21 protein-coding genes are annotated in these 23,591 nt (G+C 63.3%); 14 read left to right on the top strand and 7 right to left on the bottom strand.

What is annotated here, in order from left to right; genetic code table 11:
- The first annotated feature begins 369 nt into the window (after positions 1-369).
- The 9 genes from NPX02_RS03225 (at position 370) to NPX02_RS03185 (ending at position 8,865) form a co-directional block, all read left to right on the top strand.
- Positions 370-2,541, top strand: a complete 2,172-nt coding sequence (locus NPX02_RS03225; RefSeq protein WP_260291768.1) for a TonB-dependent receptor — start codon at positions 370-372, stop codon at positions 2,539-2,541.
- 12 nt (positions 2,542-2,553) lie between these two features.
- Positions 2,554-3,384 (top strand): hypothetical protein, encoded by an 831-nt coding sequence (locus NPX02_RS03220; protein WP_260291766.1) that lies wholly within the window; start codon positions 2,554-2,556, stop codon positions 3,382-3,384.
- Positions 3,381-4,433, top strand: a complete 1,053-nt coding sequence (locus NPX02_RS03215; protein ID WP_260291765.1) for a 4Fe-4S binding protein — start codon at positions 3,381-3,383, stop codon at positions 4,431-4,433. The genes NPX02_RS03220 and NPX02_RS03215 overlap by 4 nt, the downstream gene beginning before the upstream one ends.
- Positions 4,430-5,182, top strand: a complete 753-nt coding sequence (locus NPX02_RS03210) for an urease accessory protein UreH domain-containing protein (RefSeq protein ID WP_260291764.1) — start codon at positions 4,430-4,432, stop codon at positions 5,180-5,182. The genes NPX02_RS03215 and NPX02_RS03210 overlap by 4 nt, the downstream gene beginning before the upstream one ends.
- Positions 5,179-5,853: a MotA/TolQ/ExbB proton channel family protein gene (locus tag NPX02_RS03205; protein WP_260291763.1), complete on the top strand. Its 675-nt coding sequence runs from the start codon at positions 5,179-5,181 to the stop codon at positions 5,851-5,853. Before NPX02_RS03210 ends, NPX02_RS03205 begins: the two co-directional genes overlap by 4 nt.
- Complete coding sequence (locus tag NPX02_RS03200) at positions 5,843-6,244, top strand: ExbD/TolR family protein (RefSeq protein ID WP_260291762.1); 402 nt, start codon at positions 5,843-5,845, stop codon at positions 6,242-6,244. The genes NPX02_RS03205 and NPX02_RS03200 overlap by 11 nt, the downstream gene beginning before the upstream one ends.
- Positions 6,241-6,945: an energy transducer TonB gene (locus tag NPX02_RS21450; RefSeq protein WP_260291761.1), complete on the top strand. Its 705-nt coding sequence runs from the start codon at positions 6,241-6,243 to the stop codon at positions 6,943-6,945. The genes NPX02_RS03200 and NPX02_RS21450 overlap by 4 nt, the downstream gene beginning before the upstream one ends.
- Positions 6,946-7,191: 246 nt before the next feature.
- Complete coding sequence (locus NPX02_RS03190; RefSeq protein WP_260291760.1) at positions 7,192-7,686, top strand: TlpA family protein disulfide reductase; 495 nt, start codon at positions 7,192-7,194, stop codon at positions 7,684-7,686.
- 240 nt (positions 7,687-7,926) lie between these two features.
- Positions 7,927-8,865, top strand: coding sequence for a hypothetical protein (locus tag NPX02_RS03185; protein WP_260291759.1), 939 nt, complete (start codon positions 7,927-7,929; stop codon positions 8,863-8,865).
- 108 nt (positions 8,866-8,973) lie between these two features.
- Here NPX02_RS03185 and NPX02_RS03180 read toward each other — a convergent pair whose 3' ends face one another.
- The 4 genes from NPX02_RS03180 to NPX02_RS03165 form a co-directional block, all read right to left on the bottom strand.
- Positions 8,974-12,555: a hybrid sensor histidine kinase/response regulator gene (locus tag NPX02_RS03180; protein WP_260291758.1), complete on the bottom strand. Its 3,582-nt coding sequence runs from the start codon at positions 12,553-12,555 to the stop codon at positions 8,974-8,976.
- Between the two features lie 172 nt (positions 12,556-12,727).
- A complete protein-coding gene (locus tag NPX02_RS03175) occupies positions 12,728-13,447 on the bottom strand; it encodes a response regulator (protein WP_260291757.1) in 720 nt (239 codons plus the stop codon).
- An 86-nt stretch (positions 13,448-13,533) separates the two neighbouring features.
- Positions 13,534-14,397 carry a DMT family transporter gene (locus NPX02_RS03170; RefSeq protein WP_260291756.1) on the bottom strand — a complete coding sequence of 288 codons (864 nt, stop codon included), beginning with the start codon at positions 14,395-14,397 and terminating at the stop codon, positions 13,534-13,536.
- 105 nt (positions 14,398-14,502) lie between these two features.
- A complete protein-coding gene (locus NPX02_RS03165; RefSeq protein WP_260291754.1) occupies positions 14,503-15,411 on the bottom strand; it encodes a sulfurtransferase in 909 nt (302 codons plus the stop codon).
- A gap of 266 nt (positions 15,412-15,677) precedes the next feature.
- Here NPX02_RS03165 and NPX02_RS03160 point away from each other — a divergent pair, with 266 nt between their 5' ends.
- A complete protein-coding gene (locus NPX02_RS03160) occupies positions 15,678-16,598 on the top strand; it encodes a pentapeptide repeat-containing protein (protein WP_260291753.1) in 921 nt (306 codons plus the stop codon).
- A gap of 137 nt (positions 16,599-16,735) precedes the next feature.
- On the opposite strand, the gene amrA is transcribed toward NPX02_RS03160, so the two are convergent.
- From amrA to NPX02_RS03145, 3 genes are all read right to left on the bottom strand, one after another.
- On the bottom strand, positions 16,736-17,317 hold the full coding sequence (gene amrA / locus NPX02_RS03155; protein WP_260291751.1) for an AmmeMemoRadiSam system protein A: 582 nt from the start codon (positions 17,315-17,317) through the stop codon (positions 16,736-16,738).
- A complete protein-coding gene (gene amrB, locus NPX02_RS03150) occupies positions 17,304-18,092 on the bottom strand; it encodes an AmmeMemoRadiSam system protein B (RefSeq protein ID WP_260291749.1) in 789 nt (262 codons plus the stop codon). Before amrB ends, amrA begins: the two co-directional genes overlap by 14 nt.
- 369 nt (positions 18,093-18,461) lie before the next feature.
- Positions 18,462-18,860, bottom strand: coding sequence for a PilZ domain-containing protein (locus NPX02_RS03145; RefSeq protein ID WP_260291748.1), 399 nt, complete (start codon positions 18,858-18,860; stop codon positions 18,462-18,464).
- Between the two features lie 248 nt (positions 18,861-19,108).
- On the opposite strand from NPX02_RS03145, the gene NPX02_RS03140 reads away from it, so the two are divergent.
- The 4 genes from NPX02_RS03140 to rdgC all read left to right on the top strand — a co-directional run bounded on the left by NPX02_RS03140 (position 19,109) and on the right by rdgC (position 23,457).
- The gene (locus NPX02_RS03140) at positions 19,109-19,780 is read left to right on the top strand and encodes a response regulator transcription factor (RefSeq protein ID WP_260291747.1); all 672 of its coding nucleotides are present in this window, start codon (positions 19,109-19,111) and stop codon (positions 19,778-19,780) included.
- Between the two features lie 67 nt (positions 19,781-19,847).
- Positions 19,848-21,299 carry a PAS domain-containing sensor histidine kinase gene (locus tag NPX02_RS03135; protein WP_260291746.1) on the top strand — a complete coding sequence of 484 codons (1,452 nt, stop codon included), beginning with the start codon at positions 19,848-19,850 and terminating at the stop codon, positions 21,297-21,299.
- Between the two features lie 74 nt (positions 21,300-21,373).
- Positions 21,374-22,459 carry an AmmeMemoRadiSam system radical SAM enzyme gene (gene amrS / locus NPX02_RS03130; protein WP_260291745.1) on the top strand — a complete coding sequence of 362 codons (1,086 nt, stop codon included), beginning with the start codon at positions 21,374-21,376 and terminating at the stop codon, positions 22,457-22,459.
- A gap of 86 nt (positions 22,460-22,545) precedes the next feature.
- Positions 22,546-23,457, top strand: coding sequence for a recombination-associated protein RdgC (rdgC, locus tag NPX02_RS03125; protein WP_260291744.1), 912 nt, complete (start codon positions 22,546-22,548; stop codon positions 23,455-23,457).
- Positions 23,458-23,591 lie beyond the last annotated feature (134 nt).

Raw genomic sequence — 23,591 nt, 5'->3', positions numbered from 1 at the left:
GGGCAATTAACGCACAAATTGTGTTGTTTCGCCCAGCTGATCGTCTGGTCCGGCTCGTCGGTATTTATTAACTTATTGAATAACAACGCTTATCTGTATGGTTGCCTCTCTCGGGCGGTCGCCTGGCCCTGAACATTTCGCGGCGGCGGGGATACCATTCTACCGCTCCAATCCCAAGGGATTTTTACCGTCGCCGGTTACTGGCGTCCGTATGTCCAGGGATGGACGTATGTCGCGAAAGCCATGAGGAGTGGTACAGGGAAGTACCGTCTACGGAGCCGGGGATGCAATGGCCGGGAGCGGCGCTGCCGGGGACAACACGTTTGCCGGCCTCTCCTTTTGTCCAGACTGACAGGTTGCAAAGCAGTTATGCATCTTAATAAATATAACAGTGTCATCAGAACAACTCTCGCCACTTCCCTATTGATTATCAGCCCGGCTCTGCTGGCGGAGGATGCCGTAGAGGCGGAGCCGGTGTCCGCCGAGTCGGTCGACACCATCAGTGTCACCGCCTCGCGGATTGCCCGCGGCACCCGGGAGGTGCCGGCGGCGATCAGCGTGATCGACACCAGGCGCATCGATGCCGAACAGATGCAGAACATCAAGGATGCGATCCAAGGCACCCCCGGGGTGCTGATCGAATCGAAAAACGGTGGCTATGACGCGCGCCTGATCATCCGCGGTGCCGGACAGAAGGCCAATTACGGCGTGCGGGAGATCATGGTCCTGCGCGACGGCGTGCCGATGACCGACCCCGACAGTTTTTCGCGCTTCGATTTCATCGACACCCAGGATATCGAGCGCATCGAGATTACCAAGGGGCCCGGGTCGCTGTATGGCAGCGGTTCGGCCGGCGGCACCATCCAGATCATCTCCAAGTCGGTATTCGATGTGGACGGCAACCGGGTCAAGATCGGCGTCGGCGAGGCGGGGCAGGAGAACCTGCATTTCCGCTACAGCCAGGAGCTGAACGACAGCAACAGCGTGCTGCTGACCGGCTCCCATCGGACCGCCGAAAACAGCTGGCGCGAGTGGAACGAATTCGATACCCAGCAGTTGAGCCTGAAGCACGGTCTGCTGCTGGATGGCGGCGCGACGCTGGAGACCGAGCTGAGCTACTCCCGGGCGGACCTGCAACTGCCCGCCTCGTTGACCGAGAGCGAGTTCGAGGCGTACCGCGACAGCGGCAAGCAGCGCGATACCAGCAGCCAGTGGCAGCACAGCGGGCGCTACTCCACCATCTGGTTCTTCAACAGTCGCTTTGAGCAGGCGTTCGGCGACCTGGTGTTCAAACCGCGCGTCTATTTCAACCGCTGGGACCACTACCATCCGGTCACCGGCGCGATCAACGACAACCCCGGCACCAACGTGTTCGGCAGCGACCTGGAATTCGCCTACAGCCACCGGCTGTGGGGCGACAGTACCCTGGTGGGCGGCGTGACCGCGCGCCTGGACAAGACCGACGGGGCGGAGAAGTACCAATACGCGGATCTCACCACGACCCTGTTTGATCCCCCCGGACCCACGCCGCCGGTCAACCGGATCGTCCGCACCCTCTCCGACCGCAAGGGTGACCTGCTCTCCACCGAGGACGCCGCCAACACCCTGTACGGCCTGTTCCTGCAGGAGACGCTGCGACCGAACGATCGGCTGACCATCGATGCCGGTTTCCGCTTCGACCGGATGAATTTCGATATCGAAGAGATTGCCTATGGAGAATACGACTGGGGCACCAGGAGCTACGACACCTTTGCGGCTCCGGTGACCACCCGGACCGACACCACCTTTGACCTGTTCTCCCCCAAGCTCGGGCTCAGCTATGCCCTGAACGACACCTTCAGCCTCTACGGCATGCTGGCGCAGTCCGGCCAGGTGCCGTCGGAATCGGAGATCCAGAGCAACCCGGACCTGGACGCGGCCAACGCCCGCAACCTGGAGGTGGGACTCAAGGCGCGGGCCCGGGCGTGGAGCCTCGATCTGTCGCTCTACCAAACCCGCGTCAGCGACGAGATCGTCTCGGTGCTCCAGCCCAGCGGCGAGAGCGAGTTCCAGAATGCGGGAGCGACGCTGAAAAAGGGCCTCGAACTGAGCGGCAAGCTGGCCTTGGGCCGGCATCTCTGGCTGGGCGCCAACTACGCCTACAGCGACTACCGGTTCGAGGAGTTCGAGGAGCTGGTGCGCAGCGGCGCCACCCTGACCGCGGTGGACCGTTCGGGCAACCAGACCCCGTTCGTGCCCAATCACCAGTTCAGCCTGAGTCTGGACTACGACCACCCATCGGGCTTCCGGGCGCGTCTGCAGGCCGACAGCTGGGGGAGTTATTACATGGACAACGCCAACACGGAGAAGTATGACGGCTACGACTTCCTCACCAGCCTGATGCTGGGCTACGCATCGAGCCCCCACAGCGTCTCGCTGAACGTGGACAACCTGTTCGACAAGCGTTACGCCACCGAGGTGAAGAAGGACACCAGCGGCACCAAGACCTATTACGCCGGGGCGCCACGCGCCGCCATGCTTACCTACACCTACAGCTTTTGAGCGGAGCGTCGAATGATCAGCTTCAATTGTCGTCCAGCCACTTGGCTCTTTTCGCTACTGCTGTTCGCTGCCACCGGTCCGGCGCCGGCCGGCGCGCAAACCGGAGTCCCCGCCGGCACCGAAGCGAACAAGCCGCCAGTTCCGGCCATGCAACACGGGCGCGGGCCCAAAAAACTCGCGCTGTCCAACGCGGAGGGCGCGCTGGTCACGCTCTGGAAGCCCGATCTGAGCCGGCGTGAACTGGTGCCGAAAATGGGCATGGTCAGCATTCCGCCAACCGGGGTGGATAACTACCACGCCGTCGTGGTGGAGCGTGACTGGTGCAACGTGCGGGAGGCCATCGTGCGCTACGAGTACCTGCGGGGCAAGCCCAGCGGGGAGAGCCCGGGCAAGCTTGCCGCGGCCATCAAGACCCCACTGGAGATCGTGCCGGATCCGATACCCCGGGAACATCATCGCTACTACGCCCGGGCCGAGGCGGGATTCATCGTGCGTTACCGGGACCGGGTGCTGCCCGGCCATCCGGTCGAGCTGACCACCAGCAACGGCACCTCCCTGCACGGGATTTCCGATGGCGACGGACGCGTGGTGTTGCGCATACCGGACGATTTTCCCGACATGGTTCCCGGTGAGCGGGACCGACGCAGCGCCGAACTCAGCATTGCCACGGAGTACCAGACCGGGGGCGTCCGCTACCAAAGCGCCCTGACTGCGGCGTACCGGGTCTCGCCAGAGCACTGGCAGTCGCAGGGCTGGGGCCTTGCCGTGGCCGGTGTCGGTTTCGCCTTCGGCGGCCTGTTGAGCGGCCGGCTCTCGCGTGACCGGAAAGGGGGTGCGAAATGAACCCGCTGAAAAATGTCTCGGTGATTCGCAAGCTGGTCCAGCTCGGCGCCTTCCTGCTGCTGGTCTATGGCAGCACCCTGGGCACCTTCTACCTGGCCGACAAACTCAGCGGCGCGCTGCCGGCCCTGAGCTGCGCCTTCGACATGAACGGTGCCGATATCTGCGCCCTGATCCCGTTTCAGCACCAGATGGACCACCGCCTCGGGCCGGTGATCAGTGCGGGCGGGGAGATTCTCCAGGGGCTGCTGCCGACGCTGATCACCCTGGGTACCTTCCTGCTCTTTTTCGTGGTGCTGAACAAGGCGTTCTGCGGCTGGATCTGTCCGCTCGGCACCTTTCAGGAGCTGCTGCAGATCGCCGGACAGAAACTGGGGCTGCGGCGCAGCGAGTCGCTGGCACCCGGCGTGGTGCAGCGCATGCGACCGGTGAAATGGGCGATCCTCGGTCTGCTGGTGTTCGGTTTTCCGCTACTGACCGGCCTGGGCTACCTCAATCACGACCTGGGGGACCCCTACTGCAGGATCTGCCCCAGCCGTCTCCTCACCACCCTGGCCAACGGCGACAGCAGCGAGCTGGTGGTGGATACGGCGAGCACCACGACCCTCATCCTCTCGCTGATCGCGGACTTCCTGTTCGGGCTGATGGTGGCCCTGGCGCTGACGTTGCGCCAGCCGTTTTGCCGTGTTTGCCCCATGCTGGCGCTGCATGCCGTGTTCAGGAAGCTCGGCCTGCTACGGCTGGTCAAGCAGGCCTCGCCACGCTGCGGCAAATGCGGGTTCTGCGCCAAGGCCTGTCCGATGGATATCCGCGAGATCCACACCGAGATGGAGCAGCGGGATGTCACCTTCGAGGATTGCACCCTGTGCGGTCGTTGCGTGGAGTTTTGCCCTGACCGGGGGGTGTTGCAACTCAAGTACGCCGGGTTACCGCTGTTCCGGGCCGATTCGCACTACTTCAAGCAGCGCAAGAAGGCGCAGGGTGCCTGGGAGAAGGGCAACCTGCGCGCCCTGCTGGCGGCGAAAAAACCGCGCCGGGAGAGCGGCTCATGATGCCCCTGGAGCCGGTGGTGCTCAGCTTCGGCGCCGTGCTGCTGCTCGGCCTGGGGTTCGGTGCCGGGCCGTGCAATATCGCCTGTCTGCCCTACCTGGGGCCGGTGTTCGTGGCCACCGGCAGCGGGCCGCGTAACGCCTGGCGTATCCTGCTGCCGTTCACCGCCGGGCGCCTGAGCGGCTACACCCTGCTGGGGGGCGGCTCCGGCCTGCTCGGCCTGATCGTGCAGGAGTGGATCGCCGCCCCCTGGGTGCGCTGGCTGCTGGGGGCGGCCACCGTGGCGGTGGCGCTCTCCCTGTTGTGGCGCCGCCGGCGCCGCGGGGGAGGGTGCGTCGCCCACCCGGCGAGCGCCGGCCCGACCCGGGTCGCACCGCCGGAAATCCGGATGACAAACGGGGTGGCAACCGGGGCGTCCCTCGGGGCGGCATCCGGACAGGCACAGGCGTTGCTCCCCGGCGGGCTGTTCCTCATGGGGACGGGCATGGCGCTCAATCCCTGCGCGCCGCTGACTACCGTCATCCTGGCGGCGGCGACCAGCGGCAGCGCGTCGGCCGGCCTGCTGCTCGGCTTCGGTTTCGGCAGCGGCGCGGTACTGGTGCCCTCCCTGGTCTTTGCCCTCGGGGTGGCGCATTTCAGTCAACAGCTGACACAGCACATGAATCGCTGGGGCAGCGCGCTGGAGCATGCCAGCGTCGGCCTGCTGTTGCTGATGGGCATGGGCACGGCATTGGGGTGGATCGCACCATGAATATGAGTGAACTGTTGACCCGGGGCGGGCCGGTGGTCTGGGTGCTGGTCGCCTACTCGGCCGTTGGACTGGCCATCGTGCTGGAACGGACACTGCTGTTCCTGCGCCAGCGCGGCCTGCCGCGGCCGCTGCGGGAGCGGCTGCCACGGCTGCTCGAACAGCCGGCGGAACTGGTGGCGAATCGGGTGGCCGCGGATGCCGGACAAGGGCCCGAGTCGCGGATCGTCGAGGCGGTCGTGCTCGCCGACGCCCAGGGTGTGGACGACCTGCGCAGCGTCGGCAATCGCGTACGCGGCCAGGAGTTGCAGCGGATGGAGTTCGGCCTGCGCACCCTGGGCATCCTCGGCAACACGGCGCCTCTGCTCGGACTGCTCGGCACCATCACCGGCATGATCAAGGCCTTCATGGTGATCGAGCAGGCGGGCGGCAAGGTGGATGCCCAGGCGCTGGCCGGGGGCATCTGGGAGGCGATGATCACCACCGGTGTGGGGCTGGCGGTGGCGATACCGCTGCTGATCCTGCTGCATTTCCTGGAAGGCGCGGTGGAGCGACGCAACCAGTCCATGGAGCGGGTCATCGCGCTGCTGCTGGAGCGCCGCGGCGAGGCGTTGCCGGGTGCAACCAGCAGCGAACAGCCGCATCGCTGGGAAGGCATCACCGATGGCGTATGAGCCGCGGCGCCACTCCAGCGGTGTGCTCAACCTGACCCCGCTGATTGATATCGTGTTCCTGCTGCTGGTGTTCTTCATGCTGACCGCCCACTTCATCGAGGAGGAGCGAATCGATATCCGCTTGCCGCAAGCGAGCAGCAGCGATCCGCTGCCGGATGAGCGCTACGTCACGGTGACCCTGGCGCCGGACGGGCGGCTGCTGGTGGACGGAATCGCCACCGACATGGCGGAGCTTGCGGAGGTACTGCGCGGTGCGCTGCACTCGCTCGGGAAGCAGTTTGTGCGGCTGAAGGGGGACCGGCAGGCGGATTTCGGCCAGGCGGTACAGATTATCGATGCCGCCCGCCTGGCCGGCGCGGAGGCCCTGGATATCCAGACCGAGAAGCCGTGATCGCGGGGGATATCAACTGGCGGCTGCTGGCTATTGCCGGTTCCCTGCTGATCCATTTCCTGGTGTTTGGGGATATCTGGCGGAGCCAGGTGATCAGCGCCCCGGAGAACTCCGCGCTGCCCGAGCCCACCACGGTCAGAATCCGTTTCGCCTCAGCGGAGTCGGCTGTGGAACCGGTGGCGGCCGAGCCCGAGCCCGAGCCAGAACCAGAACCGAAACCCGAGCCGAAACCCGAGCCGAAGCCGAAGCCAAAACCGAAGCCGAAGCCCAAACCTGAAGCGGAGCCGGAGCCGCCAGCGGAACGGGCACGGCTGGTCGAGAGTGTCCCAGCGGACGCGGCGCCGCCCGCCCGGTCTGCGCCGCCGGCACCGACCGTCGCGGACCGGCCCGATCCGTCCGCGTTGCGGGAGCACTACATCGCCCGGCTGTTGCGGCATATCGAGAAATACAAACACTATCCGCTGCCGGCGCGAAAGCGCGGTATCGAGGGGCTGGTCCAGGTGAGTTTCACCCTGTCGGCGAATGGCCGGATCGATGACCTGCGGGTTGAGGGCGAGCACAACCTGCTCAACAAGGCGACCCGGCGCGCCCTGCAGCAGGCGCTGCCGCTGCCCGAGTTGCCGGCGGCCCTGGCGCTGCCGGTGCGGCTGGGTTTCAACCTGAAATATTCGCTGTCGCGTAACTACTTATCCGGTCGGTAAGTGATTGGTCTGCCTTGCCGGCCTCACACGATGGCTTATCCCCTCGAATCCGGCCCCATTTTCAGCGCCTGCCCAAACTCGCTTCGCTCAAACAAGGGCAGGCTTGAATCTGAAAAAGGGACCGGATTCGAGGCGCCATCAAGATTGGCCAACAAGGCAGACCAATCACCCCGTGAGTAGTGACGCTGTCGCTATGAAGGGGGAGGGGCGGCCCGGCGTTTGGAACCGAACTCGGAGGCTTGAGTGATGAGACGTGTCAGAGGTATTTTTCGCCGTGCCCGCATGCTGCTGGCCGGCCTGCTGTTGCCGCTCGCCGGCCAGGCGGCCGAGCCGAGGTTCCACGACCTGCAGGGAAACGAGCGCCATTTTGGCGAATTCCGGGACAAGTGGGTGCTGGTCAACTACTGGGCCACCTGGTGCGCGCCCTGCCTGGAGGAGATCCCCGAACTGGCCCGTTTCCATGCGCGACACCAAGACAGGGATGCGCTGGTCGTCGGCGTCAACCAGGAGGGGTTTGACCCGGAGACCCTGGCCACCTTCATGCGCGAGCAGGGCATCAATTATCCCGTCTGGACCTCGACCCCTTCACCGCGGACCGCGCTGGGCCCGCTGTCCGGATTCCCCACCTCGTTCCTGATCTCGCCCCGGGGCAAGGTGGTTGCCAGGCAGGCCGGTGCGGTCTCCGCGCGGATGATCGAGCGCTTCATCGAGCAATACGATTCCTCTACACCCGGCTTCTGAGCCGACGCCGATTACCCGGTTATGGGCCGACCAAACCATTATCGCGGGTGCAGCCACTGGGGCAACAGAGTGTAGAGATCCAGGCCATCGGCGCCGCTGACCGGAGCGCCATGCCGGAAACATAACGATACAAAGCGACAACTCAATATCAACCGGCCGGAAACGTCACGGCGTTAACCTGTTCCTCGCTGAATCTGTAAACGGGCGAAGGCCCATAATCGAGTGACAAGGAGATCCATCATGGAAACCGCAGTGGCAGAACAGATTGAAAACGGGCGTTATGCGCAGTGTATCGCGGCATCGAAAAAGGTCTATTGGGATATCGATAATGATGTGATTCGCGGACGCGAATTCGATTTTTCCAAGCGCTTCCTGCCGGATACCCTGTCGAAGGTCGATGAGCTGGAATTTCTGGGCGAGGACGAGAAGCGCTTCATGACCCAGGTGCAGGGGCGAACCTACGCCAACACCTTCGGCTTGGTGGAACGCTTCATCAGCGCCAAGGTACTGGAGGTTAGCCGTGATCACTGGCTGGGTGACCAGACGGCCCTGGAGGCGCTGGTCCGTTTCAGCAATGAAGAGCTGAAGCACCAGGAGCTGTTCCGCCGCATCGAGCGGATGGTGGGACGGGGTATGCCCGCGGGCTACTCCTACCGGCCGCAACCGAACGATGTCGCCGGGGCGGTGCTGAGCAAGTCCACCTGGTCGGTGCTGGCGCTGACCTGCCACATCGAAATCTTCGTGCAGGCGCATTATCGGGAGAGCATCGATCCGGTGCAGCAGGTCGATGGCCTGTTCAAGGATGTGTTCCGCTATCACTGGATGGAGGAGGCCCAGCATGCGACCCTCGATGAGCTGGAGTGGCAACGCGAGGATGACAAGCTGAGCGCGGCCGAGCGTGACCAGGCGGTGACCGATCTGATCGCGCTGGTGGGGGCCGTAGACGGCATCCTGCAGATGCAGTCAAAGGCCGACACGGAATATTTTGTCGCTGTCAGCGGTCGTATGTTCAGCGCTGACCAGCGGCAACGTATCGAGGATACCGTGCTCAAGGCGTACCGCTGGCAGTACATCGTCTCCGGCGTGCAGCATCCGCGATTCGCCGCCAGGCTGGGTAGCCTGATCAGCGAGGCGCAGATGCAACGCATCGGCGAGGCGTTGGCCGGTATCATGGGCTGAGAGCGGTTTGCCGGGTGCCGGGCACCCGGACGAAGCAAGACGGGAGGCGCTGCCTCCCGTCTTGCTTCGCTATGCCAGGCGACGCCGCCGCTGTCGCAGCGCGGGCCCTTAGTGCTGCAGTATTTCCTGGATCATCTCCAACAGCTCACGCTGATCGACCGGTTTGTTGAGCAGACCGTCCACCCCCAATTCGGCAGGCGTTTTTCCCGTCAGGATGTCGCTGAAACCGCTGAACAGTATGACCGGCAGGCCCGGACGGGTGGCCTTGAGCCGGTAGGCGAGTTCCATGCCGGTCATTTGCGGCATGATCTGATCGGTGATCACCAGATCGCAGCCCAGGTTGTCGTCCTGGAGCAGATGCAGCGCCTGGACCCCATCGCGGACCTCGGTGACATCGAGTCCGCGGATTTCCAACAGCTCGCGCATGAACTCCCGCACGCTCGCTTCGTCATCGACCACCATTACCTTGCCCCGCAGGCCCCGGGTGGCCGCTTCGTCCGCATCCTCAGCGTCGGCGGCGGGATTGGGGATCGCGCCAGTTGCGGCAGGGAACAGTACGCGAAACCGCATCCCGCCCTCGGGCCTGTTCTCCACCATCAGGTGGCCGCCGTGGTCGTGGACGATACCGTGGGTGGTCGACAGGCCCATCCCGCTGCCCTGGCCCACCTCCTTGGTGGTGAAAAAGGGCTCGAACATCCGCTCCAGCACCTCCGCGGAGATACCGGGTCCGGTGTCGGCGACCGCCAGCTCGACAAACCGTCCCTGCAGGTCCTGGCGGCACGAGGCGCAGATCGCGTGGTGTTCCAACCGCTGGCTGATGCCGATGCTGATCTCGCCGACGCCCTGCATGGCATCGCGGGCATTGATACAGAGATTCATCAGCACCTGTTCGAATTGAATCGGATCGATCATCACCGGTGCCACCCCGGTGTCGGCGTTGATATGGATGCGCACCGACGACGGGAAGGTGGAGCGGAACAGATTGACCGACTCCTCGACCAGGCGCGGCAGCGCCAACGGGCGTGGTTCCCCGCGCTGGCCGCGGCTGAAGGTGAGCATCTGGCGGATCAGATCGCGTGCCCGTTCCCCGGCGGTGAGAATCTGCCGCAGATATTTCCCCAGTTTCTCGTCGCCGGCCGGTGCGGCGTGCTCCATGCCGATCTGCGCGTAGCCGAGAATGCTGGTGAGAATGTTGTTGAAATCGTGGGCGATGCCGCCGGTGAGATGCCCGATGGCCTCCATCTTTTGCGCCTGACGCAGTTGTTGTTCGAGCCGGGAACGGTCGGCTTCGGCCTTGCGCTGCTCGGTGATGTCGCGCAGGTAGCCGACAAAAATATCCCCATCCGCTCCCTGGGCGACCGCGATGGCCAGTTCGGCGGGGAATTCGCTGCCGTCGGCGCGCAGCGCGTTGACCTCGACCCGCCGACCCAGAAACGGTCCGCCACCGGATTCCCAGTAGCGCTGCAGCCCCCGCTGGTGCGCCTCGCGGTGGGCCGGCGGGATCAGCAGTTCCGCCAGCGGTTTGCCGATGACTTGCGCACGCGGATGGCCGAAGCAGCGCTCCGCTGCCGGGTTGAACTCGATGATGCGGCCCTGGGAATCCATACTGATGATGCAGTCCAGTGCCGCCTCCACGGTGGCGCGCAGCCGGTCCTCACTCTTGCGTATTGCCGCCTCGCGCAGTTTCCGCTCGGTGATGTCGCGTTTGATCGCCAGTACATGGGGCGTGCCTTGATAATCCATGGCCACTAGATGGGCCTCCATGTCCAGGACCCGTCCGTCCTTGGTGATCTCGCGGGTCTCTTCTATATGGTCCTTGCCGGCATTGGCCGGTTCTGCATACCAGCCGCTGCGCACGCGGCTGATAAAACGCTCCAGTACCGGGTGGGCATCCGGGTGAAAGCGCTGGTGCGGATCCATATTGAGGAGCTCCTGTTTGGAGTAGCCGTAGAGGTTGACGAAGGCCGGATTGATGTCGACGATGCGGCCTTGAGAACTGTACAACACCATGCCGTCAGCGGATGCCTTGAAAATGGCGCGATACTGCTCCTCGCTGGCGCGCAGCGCGTCTTCGCGCAGCTTGCGTTCCGAGATATCGCGTACAAAGGCCAGCAGATGCGGTTGGCCTTGATACTCCATCGGCACACCGTTGACCTCCACGTCAAACAGCGTGCCGTTCTTGCGCCGGTTGATGGTGACGACATGAAACGGCTTGTCGGCTTTTACCGTTTCGATAAATCGATCGAACTCCTGGCGATGGTTGGGATGAATCAGCAGGCGTGGATCGAGCGCCAGCAGTTCTTCTTTCGAATAGCCGTACATCCGCATGAAGACCGGATTGACATCCACCAGCTGCCCCTCCGCGCTCCACAGCGTGACCCCGTCCACCGAGGCATTAAAAATGGCGCGGTACTGCTCTTCGCTGGCGCGCAGCGCCTCCAGTGCCTGCTTGTGTTCCGATACATCCCGTGAAAAGGCGAGAATGCGTCGCTGCCCGGCAAGCACCGCCGGTTTCAGCACCACATCATCCCAGTGCAGGCTGCCGTCCTTGTTGCGCCGGTGCCATTCGAAACGTACCGTCTCATTCCGTCTGGCGCACTCAATCAGACGCAGGGCATCTTCCGGGGTATACGGCGGTTCGCCGGAGCTGAGCATGCCGATATCGATCTGCCGCATCTCTGCGCGGCTGTAACCATAGTTGGCGCAGGCCTTGGGATTGACGTCGACAATGGCTCCGGTAGCAAAATCATGAATGAAGATGGCGTCTTCGCTGTTTTCGAAAATCTCTCTATAGTTGGCCTCCGAGATGCGCAATGCCCGATCGCTGCGCTGACGCTCGATCTCCGCGGCAGCCCGTACCGAGTAGATCCGTAACATGGACTCGGTCACCTGCCGGTCGCTGAGTGCCTTGTCGTGGGCCACGCCGATCAGTCCCAGGGGGCTGCCGTCGGAGCCATACAGGGGATAGGCGGCATAACTCTCGAAGTCGAATTCGCGCATCATCCGGTCGGCGGGAAACCGTCGCTGCAGATCGCGGGGAATGAACTCGAAGTGCTTGCCGAAGACCTTTTCACAGGGTGTCCCGGCCAGCGCATACTCCACATCATAGAAGAAACCGCCGCGCAGATAGGCGGCGATAATGCGGGCGCTCCCCGGCTGCCCGCTGCGCAACCGGGCGATGAATGCAAATTCCGTGTCGAGTGTCACGGCGAGATATTTCACCAGCTGTTCGAAGACCTCGCTGCGTTTGGCACCCGACACCGCCAGTGCGGCGTTACTCAACGCGTCCTCGGTGCGCTTGCGGGTGGTGATGTCGGTGGCGATGGTACAGAGGGCATTAATTTTTCCGTCGCCATCAAACAGGGGTATACGTGAGGTGAGGTAGGTGCGGCGTATCCCCCCGGTAATCAGCTGTTCCTCGGTTTCGGAATGTCGCCCGCTAGCCAGCACCTGTTGATCATGCAGATGGATCTGCTCGGCGAGCTCCGGCGGCAGCACGTCAAACACCGTCTTGCCCAGGGGCTGGATGCCGGCGGCGGCGAAGATACGTTCGAGCCGCTTGCTGACCCGCAGAAAATACCCCTGGGGGTCGCGCAGGGCGATGATCAGGTTGGAGTTGCGAAGCAGCTGGACGATGAAGGATTCGCCCGCCGGATCGGCGGCGCTATACACGATCTTATAGGATTCCACCTGCGTCTCCTTCAATGCACCTGACGGTTTCCGGATAAGTTTAGCGTGCAACGGTCCGGACGCTGATCGCCGATACAAAACTGAAACAATCGAAACCCAACGGTAACCCGGGCGGCCGGCAACGACCGGCCATGGCCGCGTCACCCTGGCGCAAGGCGTTTAGGCCGGAGATTCAAACGGCAGCGGTGGGAACAAACATATAGCCCGCGCCGCGCACGGTGCGAATCACCTGGGGTTTGCTTGGGTCGGGTTCGATCTTGCGGCGCAACCGTGCAATGCGGATGTCGATGCTGCGATCGTAGGGGTCCCAGTCGCGGTTCTGGGTCAGGTTGAGGATCTGGTCGCGGCTCAGCACCCGGTTGGGTCGGGTACCGAAAATCCTCAGCAGGTCGAACTCCATGCTGGTGAGGGCGATCTCCATCCCGTCCGCGTCAAACAGGCGCCGGGAGTCGAGATGCAGGCGACAGGGGCCAATGCGAATCTGCTCCGGTTCAGCGGCCGGTACTGTCGGGGCGACGGCCGGCCGGGCGCGACGCAACACGCTCTTGATGCGGGCCAGCAGTTCCCGGGTATCGAACGGTTTGGCGACATAGTCGTCGGCACCGATCTCCAGGCCGATGATGCGATCGATCACCTCTCCCGAGGCGGTGACCATGATGATCCCGGTATCGTGACGCTCGCGCAGGTAGCGGGCCAGGCTGAGCCCATCCTCGCCGGGCAGGGTGATATCCAGCAGCACCAGGGCCGGGGTCTCCGATTGCAGCAGGGCGCGCATCGACTCGCCGTCGGCCGCCCCGAGCACCCGATAGCCCTGGCTGGAGAGATAGTCGACCAACATCTCCCGTACCTGGGTGTCGTCGTCCACGACTAAGAGGGTCTCGCGCTCACCCATCATGGCAAACCGGCAGCTGACATTAGCCAATGTATAGGCAGTGGGCCGGGAAACTGCAAGGGGCGGGGTGGGCGTGCCCCGGTCCGTCAGGCCGGTGCGGGGCGGCGCCGGGTGAGCACGATGGCAATGCCGCCAAGAATGGCGATGGAGGCGATCAGCAGGCGCGGGGTGACCGCCTCCGAGAGCAGCAGCACGCCGCCAAAGGCGGCGATCACCGGTACCGAGAGCTGTACCGTGGCGGCGCTGGTGGCGCTCAGTCCGCGTAACGCCGCGTACCAGAGCACGTAGCCGAGGCCGGAGGCGATGGCACCGGAGGCGACGGCAATCGCCAGGCCGTGGCTACTGAAATGGAACCGGTCAAGAAACAGCAGGCTCAGCAGCAGCCCCAGGGGTACCGCCAGCAGAAAATTGCGGGCGGTGGCGTGCAGCGGGTTGGCCACGCCGCGTCCACGCAGCGAGTAGATGCCCCAGCCGATGCCCGCCAGGCCCATCAGCAGCGCGCCGGCCGGCTCCGGCGCGGTCACCCCGGGTGAGACCAGATAGACCAGTCCGGCCATGGCCAGGGTCAGCCCGACCCAGGCCATGGCCGGGAAGGATTCGCCAGCGCGCAGGCCGGCGAAAAACATGGTCAGCTGGACCACGCCGAACAGGACCAGGGCGCCGGTGCCGGCGCTCAGCGTGAGGTAGGCGAAGGAGAATGCGGCGGCGTAGAGAAACAGCATGCCGGCAGCCAGCCAGTCGCTGGACTGGGTGCCGTTTGCCGGGCCGCCGCGCCAGCGCACGATCAGCCACAGCATCAACGCCCCCGATGCCAGCCGCACCGTGGTGAAGCTGGCCGCGTCAATGGCCTGTTCCCCCAGGGCCAGGCGGCACAGCAGGGAGTTGGCGGCAAAGGCCAGCATGGTCAGCGCGGTGAGTGACAGGGTCTTCAGATCGGCTGTTTGGGTCATCGGATTATCCTGTCGACTTTGTCGGACTCCGCCGCTGTTTCCGATATGGGGCGGCTAGCTTTCGGGTGGGAGGAAGCCGCTCCGAGGCAATCTGAAAAAGTGGGCCTAATCGAGCCGGATCTTCTGCTCCATCGGCAGGGCCGGATTCGGCGCCCACTCGGCGGTGGAGCCGTCATAGAGACGCGCCTGGTCGTTGCCCAGCAGTTCATGGGAGACGAACCAGGCCAGTGAGGTGCGGTGGCCGGTATGGCAGAAGGAGATCTGTTCACCCTGCAACGGCACCCCGGCGGCCTGATAGATGCGTTGCAGGTTTTCTGGGCTGTGGAAGCTCGCCCCGCCGTTGACGGTGAGCCAGTCGAAGGGCAGGTTCAGCGCCCCGGGCAAGGTGCCGGGGCGTGCCTTGGGGTCGCTGCGCAGCCCCAGGTACTCGCCGACACTGCGGTTGTCGATCAGGGTGACACTGCCCAGCGCGGCGTTGACCTGATCGGCCGTGACCAGGTACTCCGTGCGGGGTTGCGCCTTGAAGGTTTTTTTGACCGGTGGGTTGGGCTGGCTTTCCAGCGGGTGGCTGCGCTCCTGGGCATAGGCGATGAGACCGCCATCGAGGATGGAGACGGCATCATGGCCCAGGGCCTTGAGCGTCCAGTAGACCCGGGTGGCGGAGGCCAGTTCGCCGGCACCGCGTCCGGTCACCACCAGCACCACCCGGGTTTGGTTATCGATGCCCAGGCCGCCGATGAGCTGTTCCAGTGCCGCCACCGGCGGCAGCATCTGCGGGGTTCCCTTGGCATCGGATTTGCGCCAGTCGGCGTAGTTGCTGTGGACGGCGCCGGGGACATGGAATTTCTGGTAGGCGGGCGGCGGTTGCAGATCCAGCACCAGCAGATCCGGCTTGCCCAGATTGCCGGCCAGCCAGGCCCCATCCACCAGCGGCTGGCCGGCCAGTAGTGGCGACGCCACACAGAATAACAGTACCAGTAACAGGTAGAAGGGGCGGAAGGGCTTTGTTTTCATTGCATAGGTTCCTGTACGGTAAATACTCACGGGGTGATTGGCCTGCCTTGCCGGCCTCACACGATGGCTTGTCTCCTCGAATCCGGCCCCATTTTCAGCGCCTGCCCAAACTCGCTTCGCTCAAACAAGGGCAGGCTTGATCTGAAAAAAGGGCCGGATTCGAGGCGCCATCAAGATCGGCCAACAAGGCAGGCCAATCACTCACAGACCGGCTGAGTAGTTTGTCTGGAACCGCGTGTATCGGCGATCGGCAGTGCAGAGACCCTATGACAGAGACAGATAAAGAGATCGAATCGCAAAAGCGGAACCTCTGGTATATCCGCCGTAATGGCCAGATCAAGGGGCCCTACCCCTGTGGCGGCGTGCGGCGTTTCGTCCTGCTCGGGCGGGTCACCCTGGAGGATCAGGTAAGCAACGACCGGAAACAGTGGCGTCCCGTCTCCCAGGTACCGGAGGTTATCCCCCCGGAAATCAGGAAGGCGCTGGCGAATGGTGAAACGGATCTGCTGATCGCATCGCGTCTGCGCGAGGATGAGCGCAATGGCCGTGAGCGCAGAGTCAGCGGCGATGATGCGGAATTCAAAAAGCGCAGAAAGGGCGAGCGTCGCCAGGCTGAACTGGAAATCATGCAGCACCATCGCCAGGCCAAGACCGATCTGCTTGAGCGGCGGCGTAAAAAGCCGTTGCCCGTGACCGCCATGGGAGTGGTCGGTGCCCTGGTGGTGCTGGCGGTTGGTTTTGGGCTCTATCTGGGGGCGCCTGAGCCGATCCCTGATCCGGACTGCAGCGCCCAACCGGTCCCCGGGGTCAACTGGCGTAACTGTAAACTGGAAGGTGTACAGCTGGGTGCCGCCGAGCTGGATCGCGCGCTGCTGAACAATAGCCTGCTCCGTCAGGCCGGACTGTCGGGCAGTAAACTGAATGACAGTGACATGCAATATGTCGATCTGTCCGGGTCCGACCTGAGCTATGCGGAACTGAAGCGTGCCCTGATGAAGGGGGCCTCCCTGAGAAACGCCGATCTCTCCTATGCGGACCTGAGCGAGGCGGATCTCAGTTTTGCCGATCTCACGGGTGCCAATTTCGGCGGCGCGAAACTGCAGCAGGTGCGCCTGGATAACGCCATCTGGATCGACGGCGCGCAGTGCCTGCCGGGATCGGTCGGAGTCTGCCGGGTCGGAAAATAACCTCCGCCACGCGGCGACTTCAACCGCGAAGAGGCAACAGACGTAGGGTGGATAAGCGACAGCGCATGCCATCCTCAGGTCCGTAAACGGTACATCCCTGTACCACTCCTCACCATGGCTACTGCCGGCGCAGGGCATCAGGGAAAGGATTCGGTGGTGTAGCGCGAGACGCGCATTTTTTCCGACCAGTAACCGGCCGGCAGGCCGGCCTTGAGCTTCAGTTGTCTGACGAATTCCCGTGGCTCCGGCAGCTGTCTCCATACGGACGGAAGAAAGGTGCCGCGATGCAGATCCTCCTCCAGGATGAGGCCGTCTTCCCCAGGGTGCAGCATGCCGATCAGCTCCTCCTCGGAGGCGACGGTCAGCGGGTATGCCGGCGTCAACAGGGAGATATGGATCTCCAGTTGGGGCAGTTCGGCGGCGCAGAGCGCAGTAAACCGCGGGTCATCAAACGCCGCCGAGTAGGCGTTGGCCGCCACATCCAGAACGGTCGCCTGGGTCGCCTCCAGGTGGCCTATGCAGCCGCGCAGCTGTCCCTGCAACAGCAGGGTGACGAAGGAGGCACGCGGCTCCTGCAGCGGGGGTGGGTAGGCGGCGCTGTCCACCGGCAGCGGGTGATGATGCTGCAATCCGTAGCGGATGGATTGTTCGGCAAGCCACAGGAGCGTTTTCCTGTCTTTATCGCAGAGTGGGGGGGTGTCGGTATCAGGAGAAGACATAGGCCCCGTATCCAACTACCCGGTCCCGGGAGCCGGCGGTATCTCCCGAATTGCGCAGGTCGATCGTGCGGGCCTTCAGGCCATGTTTTTTCGCCACCAGCAGCAGGCCGCTCACCGGGGTTCTGCCACAGGCACTGTGATAGGTGAGGTCTTCCGGACGCAACGCCTCAATGGCCTGGGAGGTCTCCCGGTCCATCGCCGCTGCACTGGCGTAATCCAGGTAGTGGCTGAGGTCCGAGCTGATGACGATCAGGCTCTCGTCGCCACCCCAGAGCCGTTCGATGATCTCCGCCACCTGCTCGGCAGTGGCATCGCCTACCAGCAGGGGGACGATGCTGAACCGCTCCAGCGTCTCCTGCAGGAACGGCAGATGGACCTCGATACTGTGCTCTTCCTGGAAGGCCGGATCATTCAACTGCAGAGACTCCAGTCCGTTCAGTTCATCCAGGGCGCCACGGTCGACCGGAATCAGCCCCAACGGGGTCTGGAATTGGCTGGCCGAGCTGTAGGCTATACCCGCGAAGGCGACCCGGTGTGACGGTGCCAGGAGTATCACCCGGGTGATCCGCGAGGCGGCCAGTTTCAGCCTGGCATAGGCGCTGCCGGCAACCGGACCGGAGTAGATATAGCCGGCATGGGGGGCGATCAGCGCCTTGGGTGCGGGCTCGGGCCCGCCGGCAGCCGCGGCGAGGTATTGCTCGATCTGTTGATGAAGTACCGCGGCCTCTGCCGGATAGAAGAGGCCGGCCACGGCGGGTGATTTGATCCTGTTCATGCGTGCGGGTCCTGGTTCTTATCGGCAGGAAAAACAGCCGATGTTTCACTCATTAAAATATAGCAGTCAGGTGACCCGGCTACAGGCGGCGCCCGACAGACACCTGGATGCGCTTAGTTCTACTTTGTCAGATTCTGGTGCTGTGCGGAGAGCTTCCGGGTGAAAGGATTTCAAGACACGCCATAATCCCTGGGGGCTCGGCGGCGGCATGGCATCCTCGGCTCCGTGAACGGTACATCCCTGTACCACTCCTCCTGCCGCCGACGGTCTTGGAATCCTTCCCCCCGAAAGCCCTGAGGAAGCCGATCCGAATTAATCTGACAAAGTAGAATTAGGGCCGAACCGGGTTCGGCGTAGCGATCATCGCCCTTACCAGATACTGCCGCTGATCGAGGGTGGAGGGTGGTCATCCTGATTGCCATGGCGTACGCCATTCTGCGTCAGCGACTGCAATTGCCGGTTAAGCAGCTTCAGGAACGTATTGGTATATTCAGTATCGGGCGGGGCCAGCATCAGTCCCAGGCCCTGCCCCGAGCGGTGCACCACGAATGCCGACATGCAGTGTCGGGTGCCGAGGCACTCCACGCATATCTTTACCAGCGGATTGCGCCGTAACCTGACGATCTCGTGCTTGTCCATCGGACTGATCTGCAGAAACAGCCCGTCCAGACTGATATTCTCAGTGGTGTAGGTTCCCCACCACTCTCCGCCATGCCAAAGGCTGACGGAGAGGGATTCCTTGATTCTCGGGCAATAGCGGTGTTCCATACGGTAGCGTCTCCATGATTGTGCTTCCTTTTTGAGGGTTCCCCGGGCCCTTTTCTGGCACTAGCTTTGCAACTGGTGCGTCAGCCTATTCTGGCAAATAGAACTGCCCCTCCCGATAGGGGAATCCCCCATTCATGGATCGGGGGATTATCTTAACCGTACATTTATTGATGTATATCTGTATTTCTGCTTATCGGCTGTCTCTAGAATAGGACATCACGCGCAACCGGACGCTACGGTGGACAATCATGGCAATGAAAAAAAATGACTTGATACCACCTGCAGGGCAGGCGCGGATTCTCATCGTCGACGACCACCCCCTGGTGCGCGCCGGCTTCCGGGCACTGATCGGCGACGAGCCGGACCTGGCGGTCTGCGGCGAAGCGTCCGGTTTCACGGATGCGATGCGCCTGGCAGCCGACCAGCAACCGGACGTGGTGATTGTCGATCTCTCCCTGGCCGAGGGCAGTGGCCTGGAACTGGTCAAACATCTGCACACGCGTCTGCCGGAGGTGCGTCTGCTGGTCTGTTCCATGCATGACGAATCCCTGTTCGCCGAACGCGCTCTGAAAGCGGGCGCCCGTGGTTACATCAACAAGCAGGAGGCAACCGACCATGTGGTGGACGCCGTGCACCAGGTGCTGCGCGGGGAGATCTACCTGAGCGATGCCATGACCCAGCGCGTACTGCAGGCGGAGGGGGGCGTTCAGCTGGGTTCCGTGGAGGCGCTCACCGACCGTGAACTGGAGGTATTCAGCTTGATCGGCCAAGGCATCGGCACCTCACGGATCGCCGAGCAACTGCACCTCAGCGTCAAGACCGTGGAGAGTCACCGGGAAAAGATCAAGAAAAAGCTCAAACTCCTCTCCGCCACCGAATTGTCACGCTACGCCACCCAGTGGTCGCTGGAACGCAACTGACCGGTTATGTGCGGCAATCCGGGTGCTCATATCAAAACCCCGCGCCGGTCCCATCCGATGATCGGCCATGATTGACCGGCACCCGCCCTCCATGACGGACCCGTGGCAGCGGATTGCCGCACTGGAAGCGGAGAATCGACGCCTGTGCGAGAGCGAGGGGGGATTCCGCGCCCTGTTCGAGCAGGCACCGGTCGGCATCTGCCGGGTCTCCCCGGAGGGTAAACCCACCCATGTGAACCGGGCGCTGCAACGGATGCTCGGTTATAGCGAGGCGGAGCTGTGCGGCCGCCACGTCACCGAGTGGACCCCTGCCGAGGACGTGACACAGGGATTGCGCTGGATCGATCGGGTGCGCAAGGGCCGGATCGACAGCTTCAGTATGGAAAGTCGTTTCCGCTGCAAGGACGGCCGGACCTTCTGGGCGCGGACTTCGCTCGCCGGGGTACGCGATGCGCGGGGTAAAGTGACCTGCTTCATCGCGGTCATGGAGGATATCCAGGCGCGCAAGCAGGGCGAAACGGCGCTCGCCGAACAGGAGGCACGCTACCGCGCGGTGATCGAGACCGCCGCGGACGGTTTCTGGATGCTGAACAGGGAGGGCCGCCTGCTGGCCGTCAATGATGCCTATGTGAGCCGCTCGGGCTACAACCGGGAGGAGCTGCTCGGCATGACGGTTGCCGACCTGGGAACCCGGGAGTCACAGGAGGAGATAAAAAGACATATCGAGACCGTGGTGTACCAGGGCTGCCATCTGTTCGAAACCCGCCATCGCAGCCGGGATGGCAAAGTGTGGCCGGTGGAGATCAACGTCTCCTACTCGCCCGGGGGTGGGGGTCTGCTGTTTGCCTTCGTCCGTGATATCAGCGAACGCAAATCGTTGGAGCGGCGGATTATCGAAGCGAGCACCGCCGAGCAGGAGCGTATCGGCCGCGAGATCCACGATGGTCTCGGTCAGCAGTTGACCGCGCTCTCCATGTTGGCGCGCAGTATCCAGCACCGGCTGGATGCCAGTGGCCTGAATAAGCTGGCGGGGGATCTGCAGGAGCTGGGGGGACATCTGCAGGCCGCACTGGAAGAGACCCGCGCCATCGCCCGCGATCTGATCCCGGTCGAGTTCGATCCCGAGGGGCTGGTGGACGCGCTGGTCAAACTCACCGATCGGGTCCGCCTCAGCAGTGGCATCGCGTGTTGCTGTCGGCAAGCGGGCCCGGTACGGGTCGAGAACAGCACCGTGGCGATGCAGCTCTACCGCATCGCCCAGGAGGCGCTGCACAACGCCATCAGGCACGGGCGGCCGCAACGGATCGAGGTCGGTCTGGAGGGCGGCTCCGACGGCCTGTTGTTGAGTGTGCAGGACGACGGGATCGGCATCGGCCCGGAGCGGGACCACGGGAAATGCCTGGGGTTGCGTACCATGCGCTATCGGGCGAATAGCATCGGTGCCCGGCTCAGCATTTCCCCGGCCGCTGGCCGGGGGACCCTGGTACGTTGCGCGGTACCGGTCGCGGAGAGCTGGTGATCAATGCCCCATTGGTCTAGGATTTTGATAGAGGGTCTGCATCCACAGCGTGGTTCAGATCGCGGAGGTTGAAAATGCCGGCACCGATCACTGATTATCCCACCAAATACTGGCATCGGGTCGATGAGACCCGGGTGCAATGCGATCTCTGCCCGCGTGAGTGCAAAATCAAGGAGGGGCAGCAGGGACTCTGTTTCGTGCGCGCCTGTCATGACGGCAAGATCGTCCTCACCACCTATGGGCGTTCCAGCGGTTTCTGTATCGATCCGATCGAGAAGAAGCCGCTGAACCACTATCTGCCGGGCACCCCGGTGCTGTCATTCGGCACGGCGGGCTGCAACCTGAGCTGCCGGTTCTGCCAGAACTGGGACATGAGCAAATCCCGCGAAATGGATACCCTGGCCGATGCCGCCATGCCGGCGGATATCGCCGCCAGGGCCAGTCGGTTGGGCTGCCGCAGTGTCGCCTTTACCTATAACGATCCGGTGATCTTCATGGAGTACGCCGTGGATACCGCGATCGCCTGTCATGAACTGGGAATCAAGGCCGTCGCGGTGACGGCCGGCTACATCTCGCCGGAACCGCGGGTGGAGTTTTACAAGCACATGGATGCCGCCAATGTCGATCTGAAATCCTTCAGCGAGAAGTTCTACCACAAATTGACCGGCGCCCACCTGCAGCCGGTACTGGACACCCTGGTCTACCTGAAGGAGCAGACCCGGGTCTGGTTCGAGCTGACCAACCTGCTGATCCCCGGAGAAAACGACAGTGACGAAGAGCTGAACCAGATGACCCGCTGGGTGGTGGAGAATCTCGGCCCCGACGTGCCGATGCACTTCTCCGCCTTCCATCCGGACTGGAAGATGCTGGATCATCCGCCCACCCCGCCGGAGACCCTGACGCGCGCCCGGGAGATCGCCCTGAGTAACGGGGTGCACTATGCCTACACCGGCAATGTGCATGACGCCAGTGGCGGCAGCACCTACTGCACCGGTTGCGGCAAGCTGCTGATCGAGCGTGACTGGTACGAACTGGGCGAGTGGCACCTCACGGCGGATGGTCACTGTGAGTACTGCGGTACCGCCTGTCCGGGCGTATTCGAGGAGACCCCCGGAAGCTGGGGTGCGAAACGGGTACCGGTGCGGATGGGCGATTGGTGATTAGGGCTGCAGATCACAAGATTGACGCTGGATAGGCGAGCCCGGTTCCGGGATAATGCCGGCTTTTTGCAGGAAACTATACCGGCATGTGGTTCAAGAACCTCCAGATTTTCAAGCTCCTCACCCCTTTCGAACAGACCCCCGAAGCACTGCATGAACAGCTGACCGAACGCGCGGCAAGGGATTGCGGCAGCCTCGAACTCTCTTCCTTCGGCTGGCAACCGCCACTCGGCCGGGGTGCGGAGTTGCTGACCCATGCGGCAAACGGCTGCATCATGATCTGCGCGCGGCGCGAAGAGCGACTGCTTCCCGCCTCCGTGGTCCGCGAACTGCTGGACGAGAAGATTGCCGCGCTCGAAGAGGCGGAGGCGCGCAAGGTGCGGCGCAAGGAGCGCGAAGAACTCAAGGATGAATTGATTTTCGAGCTGCTGCCGCGCGCCTTTGTCAAATCATCCCGCCACTACGCCTATATCGACACCGAAGCAAACTGGCTGGTGGTGGATGCCTCCAGCGCCAAGCGGGCGGAGGAGTTGGTCAGCCTGTTGCGCGAGACGCTGGGTACCTTGCCGGCCAAGCCGCTGGATGTGGCCCAGGCACCGGCGTCGATGATGACCGCCTGGCTGAACGGCTCCGAATCATCGGCGGAGTTCCTGATTCAGGATGAGTGCGAGCTGCGGGATACGGTCGAAGAGGGGGGGATCATCCGCTGCAAGCGGCAGGACCTGGAAGGTGATGAGCTGCGAACCCACCTGGAGGCCGGCAAGCAGGTGGTGAAACTGGCCCTGGAGTGGGGCGAGCGGCTGGGATTTGTGCTGTCCGATGACCTGTCGATCAAGCGCCTGAAGTTCCTCGATCTGATCCTGGAGGAGGCGGCTTCGTCCGAGGCCGAGGACGCCGCCACCCGCTTCGATGTGGATTTTGCCCTGATGAGCCTGGAGCTGCGGCGCTTCATCGCCCGGCTGGTAGAGACCTGCGGCGGGCTGGCCGAGGAGACCTGAGCCGTCGGCCACTGCGAGGTGATCTTGGCGGACACGCTCCGCCCTGTGGGATCATGATGACCATGGAGCGCACTATGACCGGTTTTAGGGATGCCGGTGAGGCACGAACCGCATCGTTCGCTGGCCTCCGAATC

Source organism: Sedimenticola hydrogenitrophicus, from assembly GCF_025175675.1.
In the GTDB taxonomy this organism is placed as follows: domain Bacteria; phylum Pseudomonadota; class Gammaproteobacteria; order Chromatiales; family Chromatiaceae; genus Sedimenticola; species Sedimenticola hydrogenitrophicus.
This window is presented reverse-complemented; position numbering and strand designations above follow the sequence as displayed.

Coding starts and splice junctions, on each gene's coding strand:
- NPX02_RS03225 (WP_260291768.1), top strand. CDS start 370: ATGCATCTTAATAAATATAACAGTGTCATCAGAACAACTCTCGCCACT.
- NPX02_RS03220 (WP_260291766.1), top strand. CDS start 2,554: ATGATCAGCTTCAATTGTCGTCCAGCCACTTGGCTCTTTTCGCTACTG.
- NPX02_RS03215 (WP_260291765.1), top strand. CDS start 3,381: ATGAACCCGCTGAAAAATGTCTCGGTGATTCGCAAGCTGGTCCAGCTC.
- NPX02_RS03210 (WP_260291764.1), top strand. CDS start 4,430: ATGATGCCCCTGGAGCCGGTGGTGCTCAGCTTCGGCGCCGTGCTGCTG.
- NPX02_RS03205 (WP_260291763.1), top strand. CDS start 5,179: ATGAATATGAGTGAACTGTTGACCCGGGGCGGGCCGGTGGTCTGGGTG.
- NPX02_RS03200 (WP_260291762.1), top strand. CDS start 5,843: ATGGCGTATGAGCCGCGGCGCCACTCCAGCGGTGTGCTCAACCTGACC.
- NPX02_RS03190 (WP_260291760.1), top strand. CDS start 7,192: ATGAGACGTGTCAGAGGTATTTTTCGCCGTGCCCGCATGCTGCTGGCC.
- NPX02_RS03185 (WP_260291759.1), top strand. CDS start 7,927: ATGGAAACCGCAGTGGCAGAACAGATTGAAAACGGGCGTTATGCGCAG.
- NPX02_RS03175 (WP_260291757.1), bottom strand. CDS start 13,447: ATGGGTGAGCGCGAGACCCTCTTAGTCGTGGACGACGACACCCAGGTA.
- NPX02_RS03170 (WP_260291756.1), bottom strand. CDS start 14,397: ATGACCCAAACAGCCGATCTGAAGACCCTGTCACTCACCGCGCTGACC.
- NPX02_RS03165 (WP_260291754.1), bottom strand. CDS start 15,411: ATGAAAACAAAGCCCTTCCGCCCCTTCTACCTGTTACTGGTACTGTTA.
- NPX02_RS03160 (WP_260291753.1), top strand. CDS start 15,678: ATGACAGAGACAGATAAAGAGATCGAATCGCAAAAGCGGAACCTCTGG.
- amrA (WP_260291751.1), bottom strand. CDS start 17,317: ATGTCTTCTCCTGATACCGACACCCCCCCACTCTGCGATAAAGACAGG.
- amrB (WP_260291749.1), bottom strand. CDS start 18,092: ATGAACAGGATCAAATCACCCGCCGTGGCCGGCCTCTTCTATCCGGCA.
- NPX02_RS03145 (WP_260291748.1), bottom strand. CDS start 18,860: ATGGAACACCGCTATTGCCCGAGAATCAAGGAATCCCTCTCCGTCAGC.
- NPX02_RS03140 (WP_260291747.1), top strand. CDS start 19,109: ATGGCAATGAAAAAAAATGACTTGATACCACCTGCAGGGCAGGCGCGG.
- NPX02_RS03135 (WP_260291746.1), top strand. CDS start 19,848: ATGATTGACCGGCACCCGCCCTCCATGACGGACCCGTGGCAGCGGATT.
- amrS (WP_260291745.1), top strand. CDS start 21,374: ATGCCGGCACCGATCACTGATTATCCCACCAAATACTGGCATCGGGTC.
- rdgC (WP_260291744.1), top strand. CDS start 22,546: ATGTGGTTCAAGAACCTCCAGATTTTCAAGCTCCTCACCCCTTTCGAA.